The organism is Vibrio sp. B1FLJ16 (genome assembly GCF_905175385.1).
Lineage (GTDB): Bacteria > Pseudomonadota > Gammaproteobacteria > Enterobacterales > Vibrionaceae > Vibrio.
The window spans coordinates 3,027,661-3,048,629 of record NZ_HG992749.1 but is presented as its reverse complement, the minus strand read 5'-3'; the positions used below and the strand labels follow the sequence as shown (position 1 = coordinate 3,048,629).

General features: G+C 48.5%; 17 protein-coding genes, 3 tRNA genes and 2 rRNA genes. 13 read left to right on the top strand and 9 right to left on the bottom strand.

The genetic code is table 11. The features are described from left to right. Positions 1-20: 20 nt before the first annotated feature. The 6 genes from KHN79_RS13965 to def form a co-directional block, all read right to left on the bottom strand. The gene (locus KHN79_RS13965; protein WP_182011307.1) at positions 21-611 is read right to left on the bottom strand and encodes a DUF3157 family protein; all 591 of its coding nucleotides are present in this window, start codon (positions 609-611) and stop codon (positions 21-23) included. 23 nt (positions 612-634) lie between these two features. Continuing rightward, positions 635-2,080 (bottom strand): TrkH family potassium uptake protein, encoded by a 1,446-nt coding sequence (locus KHN79_RS13960; RefSeq protein WP_182011308.1) that lies wholly within the window; start codon positions 2,078-2,080, stop codon positions 635-637. A gap of 9 nt (positions 2,081-2,089) precedes the next feature. Next, the gene (gene trkA, locus KHN79_RS13955) at positions 2,090-3,466 is read right to left on the bottom strand and encodes a Trk system potassium transporter TrkA (protein ID WP_182011309.1); all 1,377 of its coding nucleotides are present in this window, start codon (positions 3,464-3,466) and stop codon (positions 2,090-2,092) included. 63 nt (positions 3,467-3,529) lie between these two features. Beyond that, positions 3,530-4,813, bottom strand: coding sequence for a 16S rRNA (cytosine(967)-C(5))-methyltransferase RsmB (gene rsmB / locus KHN79_RS13950; protein ID WP_182011310.1), 1,284 nt, complete (start codon positions 4,811-4,813; stop codon positions 3,530-3,532). Between the two features lie 346 nt (positions 4,814-5,159). Then, positions 5,160-6,107 (bottom strand): methionyl-tRNA formyltransferase, encoded by a 948-nt coding sequence (gene fmt / locus KHN79_RS13945; RefSeq protein WP_182011311.1) that lies wholly within the window; start codon positions 6,105-6,107, stop codon positions 5,160-5,162. A gap of 33 nt (positions 6,108-6,140) precedes the next feature. Then, entirely contained in the window at positions 6,141-6,659 is a 519-nt protein-coding gene (def, locus tag KHN79_RS13940; RefSeq protein ID WP_211907253.1) for a peptide deformylase, read from the bottom strand. Positions 6,660-6,796: 137 nt separating this feature from the next. Here def and KHN79_RS13935 point away from each other — a divergent pair, with 137 nt between their 5' ends. From KHN79_RS13935 to KHN79_RS13920, 4 genes are all read left to right on the top strand, one after another. Then, on the top strand, positions 6,797-7,888 hold the full coding sequence (locus KHN79_RS13935; RefSeq protein WP_182011312.1) for a LysM peptidoglycan-binding domain-containing protein: 1,092 nt from the start codon (positions 6,797-6,799) through the stop codon (positions 7,886-7,888). Next, positions 7,872-8,981 carry a DNA-processing protein DprA gene (dprA, locus tag KHN79_RS13930; protein WP_182011313.1) on the top strand — a complete coding sequence of 370 codons (1,110 nt, stop codon included), beginning with the start codon at positions 7,872-7,874 and terminating at the stop codon, positions 8,979-8,981. The genes KHN79_RS13935 and dprA overlap by 17 nt, the downstream gene beginning before the upstream one ends. Positions 8,982-8,983: 2 nt before the next feature. Then, positions 8,984-9,463 (top strand): DUF494 family protein, encoded by a 480-nt coding sequence (locus KHN79_RS13925; protein ID WP_182011314.1) that lies wholly within the window; start codon positions 8,984-8,986, stop codon positions 9,461-9,463. A 78-nt stretch (positions 9,464-9,541) separates the two neighbouring features. Further along, positions 9,542-10,111 (top strand): topoisomerase DNA-binding C4 zinc finger domain-containing protein, encoded by a 570-nt coding sequence (locus KHN79_RS13920; protein ID WP_182011315.1) that lies wholly within the window; start codon positions 9,542-9,544, stop codon positions 10,109-10,111. A 74-nt stretch (positions 10,112-10,185) separates the two neighbouring features. On the opposite strand, the gene KHN79_RS13915 is transcribed toward KHN79_RS13920, so the two are convergent. Then, positions 10,186-11,319 carry a 5-(carboxyamino)imidazole ribonucleotide synthase gene (locus KHN79_RS13915; RefSeq protein ID WP_182011316.1) on the bottom strand — a complete coding sequence of 378 codons (1,134 nt, stop codon included), beginning with the start codon at positions 11,317-11,319 and terminating at the stop codon, positions 10,186-10,188. A 4-nt stretch (positions 11,320-11,323) separates the two neighbouring features. Next, positions 11,324-11,809 carry a 5-(carboxyamino)imidazole ribonucleotide mutase gene (gene purE / locus KHN79_RS13910; protein ID WP_140381076.1) on the bottom strand — a complete coding sequence of 162 codons (486 nt, stop codon included), beginning with the start codon at positions 11,807-11,809 and terminating at the stop codon, positions 11,324-11,326. A gap of 201 nt (positions 11,810-12,010) precedes the next feature. On the opposite strand from purE, the gene KHN79_RS13905 reads away from it, so the two are divergent. From KHN79_RS13905 to KHN79_RS13890, 4 genes are all read left to right on the top strand, one after another. After that, a complete protein-coding gene (locus KHN79_RS13905; RefSeq protein WP_182011317.1) occupies positions 12,011-12,568 on the top strand; it encodes an L-threonylcarbamoyladenylate synthase in 558 nt (185 codons plus the stop codon). 47 nt (positions 12,569-12,615) lie between these two features. Continuing rightward, positions 12,616-13,533 (top strand): oxygen-dependent coproporphyrinogen oxidase, encoded by a 918-nt coding sequence (gene hemF / locus KHN79_RS13900; RefSeq protein ID WP_182011318.1) that lies wholly within the window; start codon positions 12,616-12,618, stop codon positions 13,531-13,533. Positions 13,534-13,635: 102 nt separating this feature from the next. After that, complete coding sequence (gene aroE / locus KHN79_RS13895; protein WP_182011319.1) at positions 13,636-14,469, top strand: shikimate dehydrogenase; 834 nt, start codon at positions 13,636-13,638, stop codon at positions 14,467-14,469. A gap of 3 nt (positions 14,470-14,472) precedes the next feature. Further along, entirely contained in the window at positions 14,473-14,736 is a 264-nt protein-coding gene (locus KHN79_RS13890; RefSeq protein ID WP_182011320.1) for a DUF1488 domain-containing protein, read from the top strand. A gap of 16 nt (positions 14,737-14,752) precedes the next feature. Here the strand turns inward: KHN79_RS13890 and KHN79_RS13885 are convergent, their stop codons facing one another. Further along, complete coding sequence (locus KHN79_RS13885; RefSeq protein ID WP_182011321.1) at positions 14,753-15,301, bottom strand: gamma carbonic anhydrase family protein; 549 nt, start codon at positions 15,299-15,301, stop codon at positions 14,753-14,755. A 527-nt stretch (positions 15,302-15,828) separates the two neighbouring features. On the opposite strand from KHN79_RS13885, the gene KHN79_RS13880 reads away from it, so the two are divergent. From KHN79_RS13880 to KHN79_RS13860, 5 genes are all read left to right on the top strand, one after another. After that, positions 15,829-17,386, top strand: a 16S ribosomal RNA gene (locus KHN79_RS13880). A gap of 90 nt (positions 17,387-17,476) precedes the next feature. Further along, positions 17,477-17,552, top strand: a tRNA-Glu gene (locus KHN79_RS13875). A gap of 2 nt (positions 17,553-17,554) precedes the next feature. After that, positions 17,555-17,630: transfer RNA gene (locus KHN79_RS13870), tRNA-Lys, on the top strand. A 33-nt stretch (positions 17,631-17,663) separates the two neighbouring features. After that, positions 17,664-17,739, top strand: a tRNA-Val gene (locus KHN79_RS13865). Between the two features lie 321 nt (positions 17,740-18,060). After that, positions 18,061-20,949, top strand: a 23S ribosomal RNA gene (locus tag KHN79_RS13860). Together the 16S and 23S rRNA genes with 3 tRNA genes alongside form the textbook arrangement of a ribosomal RNA operon. Positions 20,950-20,969 lie beyond the last annotated feature (20 nt).

Genomic DNA, 20,969 nt, shown 5'->3' with positions numbered 1-20,969 from the left:
CGGTTCGACGGGGTTTGGCTTTAGCGAGTCTGTACCTCTATGACTTTAGCTGAAAACTGGTATTGCTGAGATTGCGGCACTGCCAGCCTGATGGTTTTACCCTGCTCTGCCTGTTGCGGGCGAAGGTAGGTATCGGCCATGCGTTTGATCGACTGCCAGACAATAACCTTTTCTTTTTTCAGTGCCTTACCGGACAGATCGAACACCTCGACTTCCACTTCAATCTGGATTACTGACTGAGAACTCTGGTTGGTAATCGAGGTTGGAAATATCAGTTCACCACCTTCATAACTTGCGGAACCAATAAGGATATCCACACCAGAATCAGAAAGCTGCATAGTTGGCTTTTTTGCATTGACCACAACTGTTGTGCCCGTAGTTTTTGAGACAGCAGGTATCGTCGCAATGACTGGTGTTGCTGCGACTCCGGTTGTGGTAACCGCTTTGGATGCGGATTGCGTTGTGGATTCAGCTGCGGCGCTAACCACCACATACTCCCAGGTAAAGTCATCATTAAGCTTTACTTCTCGTCCATCGGCTAACTTTACGACTTCGGCAGCATCAACTGATGAAGTGGCCAGCAGTGTAGCCAGAGTGATCCAGGTTTTCATTGTTGTACCTTTTATTTGATGGTCTAACGGCGCCAGAATGCAGGGAAGAATAATACAAGAATAGTCAGAATCTCCAGGCGCCCCATTAACATCCCAAAACTTAGCAGCCATTTGGCCGCATCGGGTAGTGGTGCAAAGTTACCTGTCGGGCCAATCACCGATCCCATCCCCGGCCCCACGTTAGCAACGGCGGTGATAGAGCCTGAAATACTGGTAACCGGATCTAAGCCTAAGGCACTCAGACACCCTGCAATAAAGATGATGGTGATAAAAAACATCAGTACGAAAGCGACAACGGAACGCACAATGTCATCATTTACTGGACGTTGGTTGTAGCGCTGGACAAATACACCTGACGGATGCACCAGTTTTAGCATTTGTTTGTTCAGCAGAGTCATTGCGATCTGGAAGCGGAATATCTTGATACCGCCGGATGTGGAGCCTGAGCAGGCGCCTGCAATCATCAGGAAAGCAAACAGTGTTGTCGGCAATGCACCCCAGGCGGTGAAGTCTTCTAAGCCAAAACCGGTTGTGGTGACGACAGATACGATATTAAACATCGACACACGCAATGCATCTACTATGGTGTAGCCATCACGGATTACCAGCCAGGCAGCAATGACCAGACTTGAGAGGATAAACAGGCAGGCAAAACCCCGGACCTGGGCATCTTTAAGCAGAATGCTGATTCTGCGTTTACGCAGGGCGGCAATGAACAACAGGAAGGGTAGCCCCCCTAGGAACATAAAGGCGGTTGCGACCCAGTGTGCACCATCGGAAAACTGATTCATCGACCTGTCGGAAGTCGAGTAGCCGCCGGTCGATAGTGTCGTGAAAGCGTGGTTGATCGCTTCGAACACATTCATACCCGTCAGCACAAAGCCAACAATGCACAAACCGGTCAGGGTCAGGTAAACCAGTACGATGTTCTTCGCCACGGTCTTAGCTCTCGGGCTGCTTTTGTCTGACCAGTCGGAAGACTCGGTGTGGAACAGCTTCATACCACCAACGTTTAGCATCGGCAGAACCGCTACCGCCATAACGATAAAGCCGATGCCGCCAAGCCATTGCAGAATTGAGCGCCACAACAGGATGCTTGGTGCCATACTGTCCAGGCCGCTCAAAACCGTTGAGCCAGTGGTGGTGATACCTGACATGGTTTCGAAATAGGCATCAGTGAACGTAATATGGTTTATGAACACAAAAGGCAGCGCAGCGAACGCACTGGCGATAATCCAGACCAGGCTGGTGATCAGGAACATATCACGTACACTGAGTTTGAAATTGGTCGTCCGGCCAATAGTCAGGCAGAAAAATGCAGCCACATGGGTGATGACAACAGCCTGGGCGAAATCGAGGAATCCGCCCGTACCTGTGAAAAACGCGACCAACGTCGGTATGTACATGAAAAGAGCCAGTTTGGATAAAACCAGCCCGATAACAAACAGTACGGGACGTAAGTTGACCATTGGCTAATCCTAAAGGAAAAACGGGCTAGGCTGGAACAGAGCTTCGACGTCTGATACGTATTTTTTGTCGACCAGGAACATAACGACGTGGTCATCTTGTTCTATAACCGTGCGATCATGAGCGATGAGGACCTCTTCACCACGAACGATTGCGCCAATGGTCGTGCCCGGCGGAAGTTTGATGTCGCCAATCGCGCGGCCAACCACTTTCGATGTGGTTTCATCACCGTGGGCGATGGCTTCAATGGCTTCAGCAGCACCACGGCGCAGAGACGAGACGTTAACAATATCGGCACGGCGAACGTGGGTCAGCAACGCAGAGATTGTCGCTTGCTGTGGTGAAATTGCCACGTCTATCACGCCTCCTTGTACGAGGTCGACATACGCACCGCGCTGAATCAGCACCATTACCTTTTTCGCCCCCATGCGTTTTGCCAGCATGGCGGACATGATGTTGGTTTCATCTTCGTTAGTCAGGGCAATGAACACATCGACCTGATCGATATTTTCTTCTGTCAGTAACTCTTGATCCGCGGCATCTCCACAGAACACAATGGTGTTGCCCAGCTGTTCAGATAGTTTTTCTGCTCGCTGGTAGTTACGTTCGATTAATTTCACGCTATAGGTCTGCTCTAAGCGCTTCGCTAAGCTTGCACCGATGTTACCGCCACCGACTATCATAATTCGGCGGTAAGGCTTCTCAAGGCGCTGCAATTCACTCATTACAGAGCGGATATGATTACTTGCGGCAACAAAGAAAACTTCATCATCGGCTTCGATGATGGTGGTGCCTTGCGGACGTATCGGACGACCCTGACGGAATATTGCAGCCACGCGGGTGTCTATGTGTGGCATGTGCTCACGCAGCGCAGATAACGCATTCCCCACCAACGGGCCGCCATAGTAGGCTTTTACCGCAACCAGGCTGACTTTCTGCTCGGCAAAGCTGACAACCTGAAGTGCGCCCGGATACTGAATAAGACGTTCGATATAGCTGGTAACGAGTTCTTCCGGTGCGATAAGGTGATCGACCGGGATTGCGCCAGATTTAAACAGGGCTTCTTTTTCTGCCAGATACTCTGGAGAGCGGATACGAGCGACACGGTTAGGGGTGTTAAACAGAGTAAAGGCTACCTGACACGCCGCCATATTGGTTTCGTCAGCGTTGGTTACCGCAACCAGCATGTCGGCATCTTGTGCCCCTGCTTCGTGCAGGACATCCGGATGACTTGCATGGCCGTTGACCACACGTAGGTCATATTTGTCCTGCAACTCACGCAGGCGGTCAGAGTTGTTGTCGACGATGGTGATATCGTTGTTCTCACCAACAAGGTTTTCTGCCAGTGTGCCGCCAACCTGACCAGCACCAAGAATTATGATCTTCATACTCTTTTCTCGTTATCTGAAAAAGGCGATTGAATAACTCCAATCGCCTTATTTAGCTTGCTGTTACGCACGGTTTTTTGTGAGCACGGCGTAGTAAAATCCATCCATATCGTCTTCACCTGGCAGTATCTGACGCCCAGGCTGATCGGGATCTGAATCCAGCAATATCGCATCTGCGGTGCGAGCTAAAAATGCTTTCACTTGCTCGGTGTTTTCTTGTGGAGTGATGGAGCAAGTTGCGTAAACCATTGTGCCGCCTGGTTTTAGCTGTGTCCACATAGCATCGAAAATTTCACGTTGCAGATCTGCCAAAGCGGCAATATCGTCTGCCCGGCGTAGCCATTTAATATCCGGATGACGGCGAATGACTCCTGTTGCAGAACAAGGTGCATCCAGCAAAATACGGTCAAACTGTTCACCTTGCCACCATTCTTGAGGGGTACGGGCATCACCGCAAATTACTTTTGCGTCAAGGTTGAGACGCTTCAGGTTTTCATGCACACGCTTCAGGCGAGTGTCATCACAGTCGATTGCCACTACTTCGCTGCCCGAGGTGCGCTCAAGAATATGGGCTGTCTTACCACCCGGAGCGGCGCAGCAATCGAGGATCTGTTCACCATTTTTTGGCTTGAGGTAGTTAATTGAAAGCTGCGCTGCCGCATCTTGTACTGATACCCAGCCTTTCTCGAAACCAGGCAGTTTGGTCACATCGCAAGGCGTTGCTAACTTCAGAGCGTCCATCGCTTCCGGATGCGGCGTGCTCTCAATCTCTTCATCTTCAAGTAGCTTCAGGTATTCATCACGTGTGTGGTGCTGGTGGTTTACCCGCAGCCACATTGGCGCTTTCTGATTATTGGCCTCGATAATGCCTTGCCACTGCTCTGGGTAAGCGTCCTGCAGCAGTTTTAGTAGCCAGCTCGGGTGACCATATTTTCCGGCATTGTGGCTGACTGCAATCTCGTCAAGCTCTTCCTGATTACGCTGGTAATTACGCAATACCGCATTAATCAGGCCACGCAGACGAGGGCCTTTAAGATCTTTGGTGCCTTCAACCGTTTCTCCAACGGCCGCGTGCGCAGGAATTCGCATAAAGCTCAGTTGATAAATACCGACCAGAATCAGGTGATGGAAGACACGCTGTTTGCCTTTGAGGGGCTTATCCATCAGCTCATTAGCGATCGTTTCCAAGCGAGGCAGGTAACGAAGCGCACCGTAACAGATCTCTTGCAAGAGAGCATGATCACGAGATCGGATGGTTTGTTGAGCCGCCGGAAGCGCGCTGGAAAGAGAGTGACCCTTGTCGACGACAAGATACAGGACGTTAGCAGCCGCAGCGCGAACATTCATGATGAGTACCTTAAAGTAAAGGAGGGCATCTCTGCCCTCTAAAAGTTCGTAATAATTAGGGTCTGTTGACCTTTCGTGGTTAAGTTTTGTTCGAGATAAAAGCGTTTTAATCGCGGCGAGAGATTTGTAGCCTAGTCATTCTAAGCAAGCACTTCTCAACAAAGAGTAAAACGCTTTTAGCCGAACCCTTCGGGCAGCATTTGTGGCTCCTTTCTACTGCGTTATCGGCTTATCAAGTAGAATAACTACATTTCAAAGCCTCTGCCTTGTATAAAAGAACCCACAAATTGCTGCAAAAATCAGCTCGAAAGGTCAACAGACCCTAGGGTATATACCCTAGTATGGCTTAAATTAGCTGGGTGCCAACTTCAAACCAAGCCGCGCGTGAGTTCAGAATATCTTGAACTGACATGGCTTTTTTACCTGGAACCTGCAGTTGTTCCAGTACCAGTACGCCGTTACCTGTCACAACATAAATGCCGGTTTTATCTGCTTGCACAATCGTACCCGCCGGCTTGTCGCTGGTTTGCTCCGAAACATGGCTTTGCCATACTTTGATGCTGTTTTCGGCCGCTTCAAAATGACTCATTGGCCACGGATTAAAGGCGCGAACGCAGCGTTCTATATTCGCAGCGTCATCGTTCCAATCGATACGAGCTTCCTCTTTGCTGAGCTTTTTCGCATAGTTGGCGAGATCATCATCTTGCTTAACAGGATTCGCTTTGCCTGTCGCGATATCTGCAAGGCAATCAATCAACGCTTGTGGGCCAAGCTCGGCGAGCTTTTCGTACATCGATGCACTGGTATCCGTCGCTTCGATTGGCAGTGTGGCGATTTTCAGCATATCACCGGTATCGAGACCAATATCCATCTGCATGATAGTAACGCCAGTTTCTGCGTCTCCAGCCCAAATTGAACGTTGGATTGGTGCCGCGCCGCGCCAGCGAGGCAGGATGGAACCGTGGACGTTAATACAACCTAGCTTAGGCGTGTCTAGTACGGCTTGTGGTAGTAGTAAGCCATAAGCAACAACAACCATGATGTCAGCATTCAGATCAGCAAGTTCTTGTTTCGCTTCATCGGATTTGAAATTCTCAGGCTGATAAACCGGGATGTCGTGTTCTAGGGCGATGTTTTTTACCGGGCTTGCAGTCAATTTCTTACCGCGACCCGCAGGGCGGTCAGGTTGAGTGTAGACGGCAATTACTTCGTGCTCCGAAGACAACAACGCCGCCAAGTGACGGGCGGCGAAATCCGGAGTACCTGCAAAGACAATACGTAAAGACTGACTCAAGGTAGACTTCCTTATAATTGGTATGGTTCGCGATTAAGCGTTTAGCTGCTTCTCGTTGTAGCGTTTGATCTTCGCTAGCTTGTCCTGAATACGTTTACGCTTCAGTGGCGACAGATAATCAACAAACAGCTTACCTTGCAGGTGATCCAGCTCGTGCTGAACACAAATCGCTAGCAGGTCGTCAGCGTCAAAGGTAAATTCTTTGCCGTCACGATCCAGTGCTTTTACCGTAACTTCAGCGGCGCGAGGCACAAGCGCGCGAGCACCCGGTACCGATAGACAGCCTTCTTCGATGCCATCTTCACCACGCTTTTCCAGAATCTCAGGATTGATAAGCACCATAGGCTCATCACGAGTATCTGAAATATCGATCACTACGATACGTTTATGGATATCAACCTGCGTTGCAGCAAGGCCAATACCTTCTTCGTCGTACATGGTTTCAATCATGTCATCGACGATTTTTTGAATCTCAGGGGTCACTTCTTCGACAGGTTTAGCAACAGTGCGAAGACGATCATCTGGAAATGTTAATACTTGTAATACAGACATATTCACTCGAAATATTGAACTGTGCCGAAACAGCACAAACCTTGTTGGGTCAATTCTAGACATTTTATGACCTAAATGACAGCATCCAACATTAATTTTCACTCTGATTACTGCTTTACAGACCAAGGATGAGGGTCATGAATCGAATTTTTCGCAACGTTACCAGTGTTATGTTGCCGTTATTTTTCTCTCTCAGTGCAGCCGCCAGTGCGGATTCCAAACCACTCGCTGTTAAAGCTAATGCGCCACAAACGTATGTAGTGGTGAAAGGTGACACCTTGTGGGATATTTCGGCAATGTATCTGGATAGTCCTTGGTTGTGGCCGCGTTTATGGCAAGTTAACCCGGAGATAGACAACCCGCATTTAATTTACCCCGGTGATAAACTGTCATTAGTGTGGATCAATGGTCAGCCCGTACTGAGTTTAAAGCCGGTTAAGAAACTGAGCCCTCAGGCGCGTATCACCGAGAGAAAAGCCGTACCAACCGTAGCTGAAGGCCTGGTGATACCTTATCTCAATTCTGACCGGTTGGTAGATGAAGATACTCTGGATAATGCCGTTAAGGTGATGGGCAGTACTAAGGGCAGTAAATACCTGACCGCAGAAGATGTGCTGTATATCAGCGGTGAGCACACGTCGACGCAATGGGCTATTTACCGTCCTGTGGAGACTTTCTCACGAGAGGACATCTCAAAGGAGATCACAGCGTTGCGTTTAATTGCAAAAGGAGAGTTAGTTGAAGCCTCCGAAGATTATTCTGGCTTAAAGATTACTTCACAGCTGCAAGAAATCGTTCGTAATGACATTGCGTTACCTAACCAGATGGCAGAAAGTGAGTTTACGACGACATTCCATCCATTGCCTTCACCGGCAGGTACCTCAGCTAAGTTGCTCGGAAACATTGAAGGTATCCGCTTTAGCTCGACCAGTCAGGTTGTTGTTATTGACAGGGGAACGGCGGATGCGCTGATACAGGGCAGTGTATTTGATTTAAAAGAGGACGCTCATCCGGTTTATCAGGATGGCGATGGCTATAAAAAAGAGTTTGGCTTACTTGATAAGAAAATCACCTTGCCACAAAGTAAGGTAGGTGAGCTGCTGGTGATTCGCCCTTATGAATATTTCAGCTTGGCCCTGATAACGAACAGTTCCAAACCAATCAGTAACGGAGTCACAGTGGTTTCACCACTGACTGAAACGCCAGCAGCAGATGACTCGTCCCAATGAAAATGACCTTATTGCCTGGCTAAAGCTGAGTTGCTTACCAGGCATTGGCGGGGTCAGAATGAATCAGCTTCTGAGCAAAGATACCCCGCGTAATATTGTTAATTCTTCCCCTGAGTACCTACAACGACTTGGCTTGAGCCCGAAGCAACTTCAAGCTTGGTCATCGGTCGATAAAGAAGTTGATGCTTGCCTGGCCTGGAAAGCACGCTCTGCAAATCATCATATCCTGACCTTAGACGATCCCTTTTACCCTCCGTTACTCAGGCAGATTGTTACTCCTCCTCCATTACTGTTTGTTCAAGGAGAGTCTACCTGTTTATCTCAGCCCCAGATTGCCATGGTGGGAAGCCGTAATGCCAGTGTTGACGGATTGCAGCATGCCCGTTATTTTGCTGCCGACTTTGCTCGCAACGATCTTGTCGTCACCAGTGGGTTAGCTCTGGGCATAGATGGCCACGCTCATGACGGAGCCCTGCAGGCTGGTGGTAAGACGATAGCCGTACTCGGCTCTGGCCTAGCACAAATTTATCCGGCCCGGCATCGCGGACTCGCTCAACGGGCTGCAGAAAACGGTGCGCTTGTTTCTGAGTTTCGCCCCGATGCCAAGCCGAGGGCAGAACACTTTCCGCGTCGGAATCGAATCATTAGCGGGTTATCGCTCGGGGTTTTAGTGGTAGAAGCTGCAGAGAAAAGTGGCTCGCTGATCACCGCACGCTACGCCCTTGAGCAAGGAAGAGAAGTGTTTGCTCTGCCTACCTCTATCAATGCGGCTAATGCCAGTGGTGGCAATCATTTGATTCGTAATGGTGCCTGTCTCGTAGAAAAGACCAAAGACGTGCTCGATGAAATACAGTCGTTGCTCGACTGGTCTGTTAATCAGACTTTTGATTTATTTTCTGCGTTAAATGAAGAAGAAGAATTGCCATTTCCTCAGCTGTTAGCTAACGTAGGAAGTGAAGCTACACCGGTTGATATTCTTGCAAGCAGGACCAATATACCTGTCCAGGAAGTCATGATGCAGCTCTTGGAGCTTGAGCTTTCAGGGCATGTTGTTGCAGTTTCAGGTGGCTATATTCGAAAGGGGAGGGGCTAGCTATGATGATGGATATACTGATGTATCTATTCGAAACCTACATCCATAGCGATGCAGAGTTACAGGTCGAACAAGACGAGTTGGAAGATGAGCTGCTCCGTGCAGGCTTCCAGCAAAAAGATATCTACAAAGCCCTTGTCTGGTTAGAAGAGCTTGCCGCACTGCAGCAAAGTGATACATCTTCAGCCATATCGGCGTGTATCGCATCGTCATCGACTCGTATTTACACTGCAAAAGAGATGCAGCGTCTGGATATAGAAAGCCGGGGCTTTTTGTTATTCCTTGAGCAAATCAATGTGTTGACGACAGAAACGCGTGAAATGGTCATTGACCGCGTGATGGGGCTGGAAACAAGCGAGTTTGAACTTGATGATCTGAAATGGATCATTCTGATGGTGCTGTTTAATGTACCGGGTAATGAAAATGCTTATACGCTGATGGAAGAGCTGTTATATACCAAGGAGCAGGGGATTCTTCACTAAGTTCAATCTAGACAAGTTCTGGTTCAATCATACTAACGGAGCTTGTCTATTTTGCATGCCTTCAATTAAGCGGTAACTATGAGTAGTAAAATCGACAACACCCTTTTCTCTGCGCATGAGCACGCTCTGGTTCATGAGCCTTGTCCAAAATGCGGCGGTGAGCTAACCCTCAAGCACGGTAAACACGGCCCGTTTCTCGGTTGCAATCACTATCCAAGTTGTGACTATATCAAAGCGTTGCACAGTAATGATGGTCACATCGTAAAAGAGCTCGGTGTACCGTGTCCTGATTGCGCGAATGAGCTGGTTCTGCGTCAGGGGCGTTACGGCATGTTTGTCGGGTGCAGTAATTACCCTGCTTGCCATCATATTGAGTCGATTAATCAGCCTGAACCAGAAAAGCAGTCTCAGGAGCAGTATGCTTGCCCCGATTGTGGCAAAGGTCATTTAGTTGAACGAAAGACGCGCTTCGGTAAAACATTTTATGCCTGTGATAATTACCCAAAGTGTAAGTTTGCCGTGAACCTACCTCCGGTCAAAGGCCAGTGTGAAGAGTGTGGGTTTACTTTGCTGGTTGAGAAGAAACTCGCCAGTGGTATCAAGTTGCAATGTGCAAACCGCAAGTGTCAGCATACTCAGCAAGGCTAATGAATCGAATAGAAATAAAAATGGTCGCATTTGAAGTGCGACCATTTTTATTTGTCTTGAGCTGGATGTGGATGCTAAGCCTGTGATTGTTTGGCAAACTCATGCACAGCAGGAAAAGCAACAGGATTCAACACTTCTGCTAATGCACAAACTCTGCGTTGCAGTTCTCCCGGGTAGTCACCACATACATTGATGTGACCCATTTTGCGCCCAGCGCGTTTCTCTTTACCGTACCAGTGGATATGGCAACCATCCATCGCCAGCAGTGCTTCTGGGAGCGTATCTTCTCCAAGAATGTTTACCATCGAGGTTTCGCGAATCAGTTTGGTGCTGCCTAGTGGCAAGCTGCACACTGCGCGCAGATGGTTTTCAAACTGGCAAGTTTCCGCACCTTGTTGTGTCCAGTGACCTGAGTTGTGTACCCGTGGAGCAATCTCATTAACCAACAAAGCACCATCGACATCAAAGAACTCGAGAGCTAATACGCCAACGTACTCCAGGCTGTCTGCAACTGCGGTGAACATTTGCTTGGCTTGATCTTGCAGCTCTGGTGCATCAATGGCTGTCGACAGGCTCAACACACCATTGGTGTGCACGTTTTCTGCCAGCGGATAAACTTCAACACTGCCATCTTTGCCGCGGGCGCCGACTAACGATACTTCACGGTTAAATGGCACAAACTCCTCAGCTACAATCGCTTGAGTTGGTGTTGTTGCGATGCACTCGGCCATTTCCATCCAGATAGCGTCTACCTGAGAAGCTTCTTTCAAGCGCCATTGTCCTTTCCCGTCGTAGCCGCCTAAAGCGCTTTTCAGCACCATTGGCATGCCGACGTGTTCAATGGCACGTTCAAAATCTTCCCGTGTTTCAATTACGTAGTACTTTGCGTTACGTACACCAGCATTATCTAATAATGCTTTTTCAAGACGTCGGTCACCGCCAGCCTTGATGGCTTCGGTACTAGGAAGGAACTTTCCGCTTTTTTCACAGATGTCGAGTACATCGTGAGGAATATGCTCGAATTCTGCTGTAATAACATCGACTTGTTCAATGGCATTTTCTAGACCATGTCCAAGCACGTGTTGAGTAAGAGGATGGACAACGTTACCGCTACCGACATCGTAAGCCGAGATTTGAATATTCAGTGGCGCACCAGCCAGAGACATCATACGAGCCAGCTGACCTGCTCCGAGAACCAGTACATGCATCCGATTAATCCTCAGCTGGGTTTGGGTTCGCCAGTACGGTTTCTGTCTGTTCATTACGGAACGCTTCGACTTTGGCCATGATGCTTTCATCATGAGTACCCAGAATCTGTGCTGCCAGGATGCCTGCGTTAGCTGCGCCCGCTTCGCCAATTGCCAACGTACCGACTGCGATACCTTTTGGCATTTGTACGATAGACAGCAGAGAGTCCATGCCTTTCAGTGCACGAGACTGAACCGGAACGCCGAGTACTGGCACACTGGTGAATGCCGCTGCCATGCCTGGAAGGTGAGCCGCGCCGCCCGCACCAGCGATGATCACTTTGATACCACGTTCTTTTGCACTGCTTGCGTAATCGGCTAACAGCTGAGGAGTACGGTGAGCTGACACCACTTTTGTTTCGTAAGACACACCAAACTGATCCAGCATGTCTGCTGCTAATTTCATGGTTGGCCAATCTGATTTAGAACCCATGATGATACCGACTTTCATCTCAAACTCCTTCAAGCTGCAAAATTAGGTGAGCTGATAAATTTGTGCGCATTATACGGGGATTTTTGTCTCAAGCAAACGTTTGCGTGGCTCGGTAAATGTTATTGATACATTTTATAAAAAAATAGCTTTAGTCTCTGAGAATGAATCTTTGTACACTTAGCGGCATAACATAATAATCAGACTATCAGGAAGTAATCGGTGGATAACTTTGAACAGGTGCTGAGCGCACTACAGCAAGGCGAAGTAATTGCCTATCCGACAGAGGGCGTTTTTGGTGTCGGGTGCGATCCGGACAACCCAGAAGCCATCCAAAAACTGCTGGAACTGAAACAACGTCCAGTAGAGAAGGGGCTTATTCTGATTGCGGCCAGTTATGAGCAGTTATTGCCTTATATTGATGAATCTCAACTTACTCAGGAGCAACTAGATAAAGTTCATGCAACCTGGCCGGGTCCGTACACTTGGATCATGCCTGCGAGCGATAAAGTATCTAATTGGGTTTCAGGGCAGTTTGATTCAATTGCTGTTCGTGTGACTGATCATCCTTTGGTGCAAAAAATGTGTAATGCATTCGGAAAGCCGTTAACCTCTACCAGCGCAAATCTTTCTGGCTTACCGCCGTGCATGACGACAGAAGAAGTTGAGCTGCAGTTAGGAGACAAACTGGTGGCGATTCTTCGTGGTGAAACCAGTGGCCGTGATAAACCAAGTGAGATTCGTGACGCTAAAACCTCGCAAATATTAAGACAGGGCTAACCCTGCCAGTTAGTTATCAATAGTTATCGGATAATAGGTAATAACGTATGTCAGTAATCGATAAGCATGCTGTAAAGCAGTTCCTGATGTCGCTTCAGGATTCTATTTGTCAGCAGTTAGAACAAGAAGATGGAAAGGCCGTCTTTGTCGAAGATGCATGGCATCGTGAGCCGGGCGAGCGCCTTGGTGGTGGTGGTCGTTCTCGAGTCCTGCGTGATGGCCATGTTTTTGAGCAGGGCGGGGTAAACTTTTCTCATGTTGAAGGAAAAGAAATGCCAGCGTCAGCGACAGCTCATCGTCCAGAGTTGGCTGGTCGCCGCTTTGAAGCGATGGGTGTTTCTCTGGTTATTCACCCTAAAAACCCTTATGTACCGACTTCTCATGCTAACGTACGTTTCTTCATTGCAGAAAAAGAGGGAGAAGACCCTATTTGGTGGTTTGGTGGTGGTTTCGACCTGACTCCTTTCTATCCTTTTGAAGAAGACTGTCAGTCGTGGCACGATACAGCAAAGACAATCTGTGCCCCGTTTGGTGATGACGTTTATGCCGATCACAAAGCATGGTGTGATAAGTACTTCTTCCTTCCACACCGAAACGAAACGCGTGGTGTTGGTGGTTTGTTCTTTGATGATTTGAACCATTGGGAATTTGATAAGTGTTTCGATTACATTAAAGCGGTAGGCGAAGGCTTCTGTCAGGCTTACTTACCTATTGTTGCGCGACGTAAAGATATTGAGTTCGGCGAGCGTGAGCGCGATTTCCAACTGTACCGCCGTGGTCGCTATGTGGAGTTTAACTTAGTGTATGACCGTGGCACGTTATTTGGCTTACAAAGTGGCGGGCGTACTGAGTCGATTCTGATGTCGATGCCGCCGTTAGCACGATGGGAATACAGCTACCAACCGGAACCAGGCACACCTGAAGCTGAACTTTACGAGCGATACCTAAAACCACGCGAGTGGTAAGCGCTGAATCTCCTTTTCTATATAGATAGATAGTGATAGGGTCATCTTTAATCAGATGGCCCTGTTTTTCTCTGTATTTAGGTAAGGAATAAAGGTAAGGAAATGACTCAGCAAATTGATCGCTACGCCGTGTTTGGTAATCCTATCGGGCATAGTAAGTCGCCATTTATCCATACACTCTTTGCTCGCCAAACTAATCAGTCACTGACTTATACGGCTGAATGTGCGCCAGTTGGTGGGTTTATCGAGGCGGTGACCATGTTTTTTGCTGAAGGTGGCAAAGGATGTAACGTGACCTTACCTTTCAAAGAAGAGGCTTATCAATTTGCCAGTCGTTTGACTGAACGCGCGCAATTGGCTGGTGCCGTGAATACGCTAAAAAAACTTGATGACGGTGAGATCATAGGTGACAACACGGACGGGGCTGGCTTGGTACAAGACTTGCTCCAGCATCAAGTGGCTTTAGAAGGTGCCCGTATCCTTATCATAGGTGCTGGTGGTGCTTCTCGTGGTGTAATTCTTCCGTTACTTGAGCAAAAGCCCGTTACTCTGACGGTCACCAATAGAACTTTTTCCAAAGCAGAAGAGTTGGCGGAGCTGTTCGCTGCGTATGGAGCGGTGACAGCGAAAGAGATGAGCGCCATTAATGAAGAATATGACGTCATTATCAACTCTACTTCCGCGTCGCTGAGTGGTGATCTTCCTGAAATATCGCCAGCTATTTTCGCGCCTGATAGTGTCAGCTATGACATGATGTATGGAAGTGGCGATACTAAGTTTAACCATTGGGCTAAGGAGCATGGCGCTGCTCAAGCTTATGATGGTTTAGGAATGTTGGTCAGCCAGGCATCTGAAAGTTTTATGTTGTGGCGTGGCTTGCGTCCTGGCGCCAAACAGATCTTACGTGAATTAAGAAAAAACCTTGAAGGTCAGTAACCGATGAATCAATCTATTTTATTTCCTGACATGCAGTCGTGGGACGAGCCTTCGCAATCGGTACGCTTTCCTGCGCAGCAGTCGGGAGCTCTGATAGAATGCTACGTAACAAAACAGAAGTTAGTCAAAATCAGTGGTTCGGATATTAAAAGCGAGCAACAAGCAGTAGAAGTGTTTGTCGCCTGCCGGTTTGATCTAGAAGAAATTGCTGAAGAACTGATAGAAGATGAAGCCTTCGATGAAGAAGGCCACATTGTTATTGAATAAGTAGAATAACGAACAATTAACTAATAACTTCAACTTCATTTAAGTAGTCATTTTTGTTCTGTACATAGTTATCAGAAGACTTTTGCAAAAAGGCGCGCTCTTTCTCTGACAGAGGGCGTGCTTGCTTAACCGGGCTGCCTACATAGAGGTAACCACTTTCCAATACTTTTCCTGGTGGCACCAAACTACCAGCGCCAATCATTACTTCTGACTGAATTACCACACCGTCGAGAACAATTGCTCCCATCCCTACCAATACTCGATCGTGAATCTCACAACCATGCAGCATTACCTTATGTCCAATAGTGACATCATTACCAATAACCAATGGGTAGCCATTAGGATTTTCTTGATTCTTATGTGTAACGTGTAAAACGCTGCCATCCTGGATATTTGTGCGCTTTCCGATGTGGATATGATTAACATCCCCGCGCGCTGCAACTAAAGGCCAAATGCTAGAATCGTCCCCGATGATAATGTCTCCAACTAAAACAGACGTTGAATCGACGTAAACTCGCTCGCCAAGTTGCGGTTGGATGCCTTTATAACTTCTTATTGAACTCATTTTTTCTCCTTATTAGGGGCGATTGAAGAGGATGTCTTGATAGAAGAGTAGTGAAAACTTGCCTTTTAGAATAAAAAACACCCAAACGATAGAAAAATCAAAAAAAACTTAAAAAAGGGGTTGCCAATGTGATCGCAATCCCTATAATGCCACCTCGCTGACACGGCAACGCTTCGAAAGAGATGAAGCTGAGTTAGCAAGCCAAATTAGCTAAGCGGAAACGCTGAAAGAAAGTTTGAAAAAAGTGTTTGACACTAAACTTTATCTCGCTAAAATGGCCGTCCTGTTTGAGCAAAGCTCAGCAGGAAAGCTCTTTAACAATATAGACCTATCAATCTGTGTGGGCACTCGTTGATGATAATCCAATTCGAAACTTCGGTTTCAAATTAGGTTTCAATGATACGAAGTGACCATTGAATCTTCGGATTCAGCACAGTCAATTCATTATCGTTCTGTTGGAACGATAATAGCTTTAAAATTACTTTTGTAGTTTTGAAGTCAGTATTCATTGAGCCGAACAAAATCTTAAATTGAAGAGTTTGATCATGGCTCAGATTGAACGCTGGCGGCAGGCCTAACACATGCAAGTCGAGCGGAAACGAGTTATCTGAACCTTCGGGGACGATAACGGCGTCGAGCGGCGGACGGGTGAGTAATGCCTAGGAAATTGCCCTGATGTGGGGGATAACCATTGGAAACGATGGCTAATACCGCATGATGCCTACGGGCCAAAGAGGGGGACCTTCGGGCCTCTCGCGTCAGGATATGCCTAGGTGGGATTAGCTAGTTGGTGAGGTAAGGGCTCACCAAGGCGACGATCCCCTAGCCTAGCTGGTCTGAGAGGATGATCAGCCACACTGGAACTGAGACACGGTCCAGACTCCTACGGGAGGCAGCAGTGGGGAATATTGCACAATGGGCGCAAGCCTGATGCAGCCATGCCGCGTGTGTGAAGAAGGCCTTCGGGTTGTAAAGCACTTTCAGTCGTGAGGAAGGTAGTGTAGTTAATAGCTGCATTATTTGACGTTAGCGACAGAAGAAGCACCGGCTAACTCCGTGCCAGCAGCCGCGGTAATACGGAGGGTGCGAGCGTTAATCGGAATTACTGGGCGTAAAGCGCATGCAGGTGGTTTGTTAAGTCAGATGTGAAAGCCCGGGGCTCAACCTCGGAATTGCATTTGAAACTGGCAGACTAGAGTACTGTAGAGGGGGTAGAATTTCAGGTGTAGCGGTGAAATGCGTAGAGATCTGAAGGAATACCGGTGGCGAAGGCGGCCCCCTGGACAGATACTGACACTCAGATGCGAAAGCGTGGGGAGCAAACAGGATTGGAGATACCCTGGTAGTCCACGCCGTAAACGATGTCTACTTGGAGGTTGTGGCCTTGAGCCGTGGCTTTCGGAGCTAACGCGTTAAGTAGACCGCCTGGGGAGTACGGTCGCAAGATTAAAACTCAAATGAATTGACGGGGGCCCGCACAAGCGGTGGAGCATGTGGTTTAATTCGATGCAACGCGAAGAACCTTACCTACTCTTGACATCCAGAGAACTTTCCAGAGATGGATTGGTGCCTTCGGGAACTCTGAGACAGGTGCTGCATGGCTGTCGTCAGCTCGTGTTGTGAAATGTTGGGTTAAGTCCCGCAACGAGCGCAACCCTTATCCTTGTTTGCCAGCGAGTAATGTCGGGAACTCCAGGGAGACTGCCGGTGATAAACCGGAGGAAGGTGGGGACGACGTCAAGTCATCATGGCCCTTACGAGTAGGGCTACACACGTGCTACAATGGCGCATACAGAGGGCGGCCAACTTGCGAAAGTGAGCGAATCCCAAAAAGTGCGTCGTAGTCCGGATTGGAGTCTGCAACTCGACTCCATGAAGTCGGAATCGCTAGTAATCGTGGATCAGAATGCCACGGTGAATACGTTCCCGGGCCTTGTACACACCGCCCGTCACACCATGGGAGTGGGCTGCAAAAGAAGTAGGTAGTTTAACCTTCGGGGGACGCTTACCACTTTGTGGTTCATGACTGGGGTGAAGTCGTAACAAGGTAGCGCTAGGGGAACCTGGCGCTGGATCACCTCCTTATACGATGATTACTCACGATGAGTGTCCACACAGATTGATATGGTTTATGAAGTTTAAGAGATAGAACATCCCCCAAGATGTTCACTTAGTGTCCCGTTCGTCTAGAGGCCTAGGACACCGCCCTTTCACGGCGGTAACAGGGGTTCGACTCCCCTACGGGATACCATTGGGTCGTTAGCTCAGTTGGTAGAGCAGTTGACTTTTAATCAATTGGTCGCAGGTTCGAATCCTGCACGACCCACCATTCTTCTCCACGAAGAATCAAAAAAACTTATGTGGGCGATTAGCTCAGTTGGGAGAGCACCTGCCTTACAAGCAGGGGGTCACTGGTTCGAGCCCGGTATCGCCCACCATTCTCTAAGTATTTTTGGAATATAATGTCCAAACCAGAGCAAGCAATTGATACTGGTTGGAATTTTTGACGCCGAAAGTCTTTAGAAAATGTACTTCCTCGTGAAGAAACATAGCTCTTTAACAATTTGGAAAGCTGACAAAATAATCTTTAAGATTATTTGTAAAGTTCTCAAAGTATTCCTAACGGAATACAACTAACAACACATTCAAGTGTTCTTGGAATTTGAGTCCGGCAAAATCGAAAGCTGTCTCGCTCATTCAAATAATGAGACAGCAACTTTGGTTGTTTAACTTCAATTCGAAACTCCTTCGGGTTGTATGGTTAAGTGACTAAGCGTACACGGTGGATGCCTTGGCAGTCAGAGGCGATGAAGGACGTATTAACTTGCGATAAGCCCAGATTAGGCAGTAAAAGCCACTTGAGTCTGGGATTTCCGAATGGGGAAACCCACTAGCATAAGCTAGTATCGCTGCGTGAATACATAGCGCAGCGAGGCGAACCGGGGGAACTGAAACATCTAAGTACCCCGAGGAAAAGAAATCAACCGAGATTCCGAAAGTAGCGGCGAGCGAAATTGGACTAGCCCTTAAGCTTTATATGCGTTAGACGAACGGTCTGGAAAGTCCGGCGATACAGGGTGATAGCCCCGTAGTTGACAACGCACATTCAGTGAAATCGAGTAGGGCGGGACACGTGATATCCTGTCTGAATATGGGGGACCATCCTCCAAGGCTAAATACTACTGACTGACCGATAGTGAACCAGTACCGTGAGGGAAAGGCGAAAAGAACCCCTGTGAGGGGAGTGAAATAGAACCTGAAACCGTGTACGTACAAGCAGTAGGAGCAGGCTTTGTCCTGTGACTGCGTACCTTTTGTATAATGGGTCAGCGACTTATATTCAGTGGCAAGGTTAACCATATCTAGGGAGCCGTAGGGAAACCGAGTCTTAACTGGGCGTTTTAGTCTCTGGATATAGACCCGAAACCAGGTGATCTAGCCATGGGCAGGTTGAAGGTTGAGTAACATCAACTGGAGGACCGAACCGACTAATGTTGAAAAATTAGCGGATGACTTGTGGCTAGGGTGAAAGGCCAATCAAACCTGGAGATAGCTGGTTCTCCCCGAAAGCTATTTAGGTAGCGCCTCGGACGAATACTACTGGGGGTAGAGCACTGTTAAGGCTAGGGGTCATCCCGACTTACCAACCCTTTGCAAACTCCGAATACCAGTAAGTACTATCCGGGAGACACACGGCGGGTGCTAACGTCCGTCGTGGAGAGGGAAACAACCCAGACCGCCAGCTAAGGTCCCAAATTACTACTAAGTGGGAAACGATGTGGGAAGGCTCAGACAGCCAGGATGTTGGCTTAGAAGCAGCCATCATTTAAAGAAAGCGTAATAGCTCACTGGTCGAGTCGGCCTGCGCGGAAGATGTAACGGGGCTAAGTAGTAAACCGAAGCTGCGGCAATATACTTTTGTATATTGGGTAGGGGAGCGTTCTGTAAGCGGTTGAAGGTGTGTGGTAACGCATGCTGGACGTATCAGAAGTGCGAATGCTGACATGAGTAACGATAAAGGGGTGAAAAACCTCCTCGCCGGAAGACCAAGGGTTCCTGTCCAACGTTAATCGGGGCAGGGTAAGTCGACCCCTAAGGCGAGGCCGAAAGGCGTAGTCGATGGGAAACGGGTTAATATTCCCGTACTTCTTACAATTGCGATGGGGGACGGAGAAGGCTAGGTGGGCCTGGCGACGGTTGTCCAGGTTCAAGTGCGTAGGCTTAAGAGTTAGGTAAATCCGGCTCTTTTTAAGGCTGAGACACGACGTCGAGCTACTACGGTAGTGAAGTCATTGATGCCATGCTTCCAGGAAAAGCCTCTAAGCTTCAGATTGTAAGGAATCGTACCCCAAACCGACACAGGTGGTCGGGTAGAGAATACCAAGGCGCTTGAGAGAACTCGGGTGAAGGAACTAGGCAAAATGGTACCGTAACTTCGGGAGAAGGTACGCTCTCGACGGTGAAGTCCCTCGCGGATGGAGCTATTGAGAGTCGCAGATACCAGGTGGCTGCAACTGTTTATTAAAAACACAGCACTGTGCAAAATCGTAAGATGACGTATACGGTGTGACGCCTGCCCGGTGCCGGAAGGTTAATTGATGGGGTTAGACTTCGGTCGAAGCTCTTGATCGAAGCCCCGGTAAACGGCGGCCGTAACTATAACGGTCCTAAGGTAGCGAAATTCCTTGTCGGGTAAGTTCCGACCTGCACGAATGGCGTAATGATGGCCACGCTGTCTCCACCCGAGACTCAGTGAAATTGAAATCGCTGTGAAGATGCAGTGTACCCGCGGCTAGACGGAAAGACCCCGTGAACCTTTACTACAGCTTGGCACTGAACATTGACCCTACATGTGTAGGATAGGTGGGAGGCTTTGAAGACGGTACGCCAGTATCGTTGGAGCCGTCCTTGAAATACCACCCTTGTAGTGTTGATGTTCTAACGTTGACCCCTTATCGGGGTTACGGACAGTGCCTGGTGGGTAGTTTGACTGGGGCGGTCTCCTCCCAAAGAGTAACGGAGGAGCACGAAGGTGGGCTAATCACGGTTGGACATCGTGAGGTTAGTGCAATGGCATAAGCCCGCTTGACTGCGAGAATGACAATTCGAGCAGGTGCGAAAGCAGGTCATAGTGATCCGGTGGTTCTGAATGGAAGGGCCATCGCTCAACGGATAAAAGGTACTCCGGGGATAACAGGCTGATACCGCCCAAGAGTTCATATCGACGGCGGTGTTTGGCACCTCGATGTCGGCTCATCACATCCTGGGGCTGAAGTCGGTCCCAAGGGTATGGCTGTTCGCCATTTAAAGTGGTACGCGAGCTGGGTTTAGAACGTCGTGAGACAGTTCGGTCCCTATCTGCCGTGGGCGTTGGAGAATTGAAAGGGGCTTGCTCCTAGTACGAGAGGACCGGAGTGGACGAACCTCTGGTGTTCGGGTTGTGTCGCCAGACGCATTGCCCGGTAGCTAAGTTCGGAATTGATAACCGCTGAAAGCATCTAAGCGGGAAGCAAGCCTTGAGATGAGTTCTCCCTGATACTTTAAGTATCCTAAAGGGTTGTCGTAGACTACGACGTTGATAGGCAGGGTGTGTAAGCGTTGTGAGGCGTTGAGCTAACCTGTACTAATTGCCCGTGAGGCTTAACCATACAACACCCAAGGGGTTTTG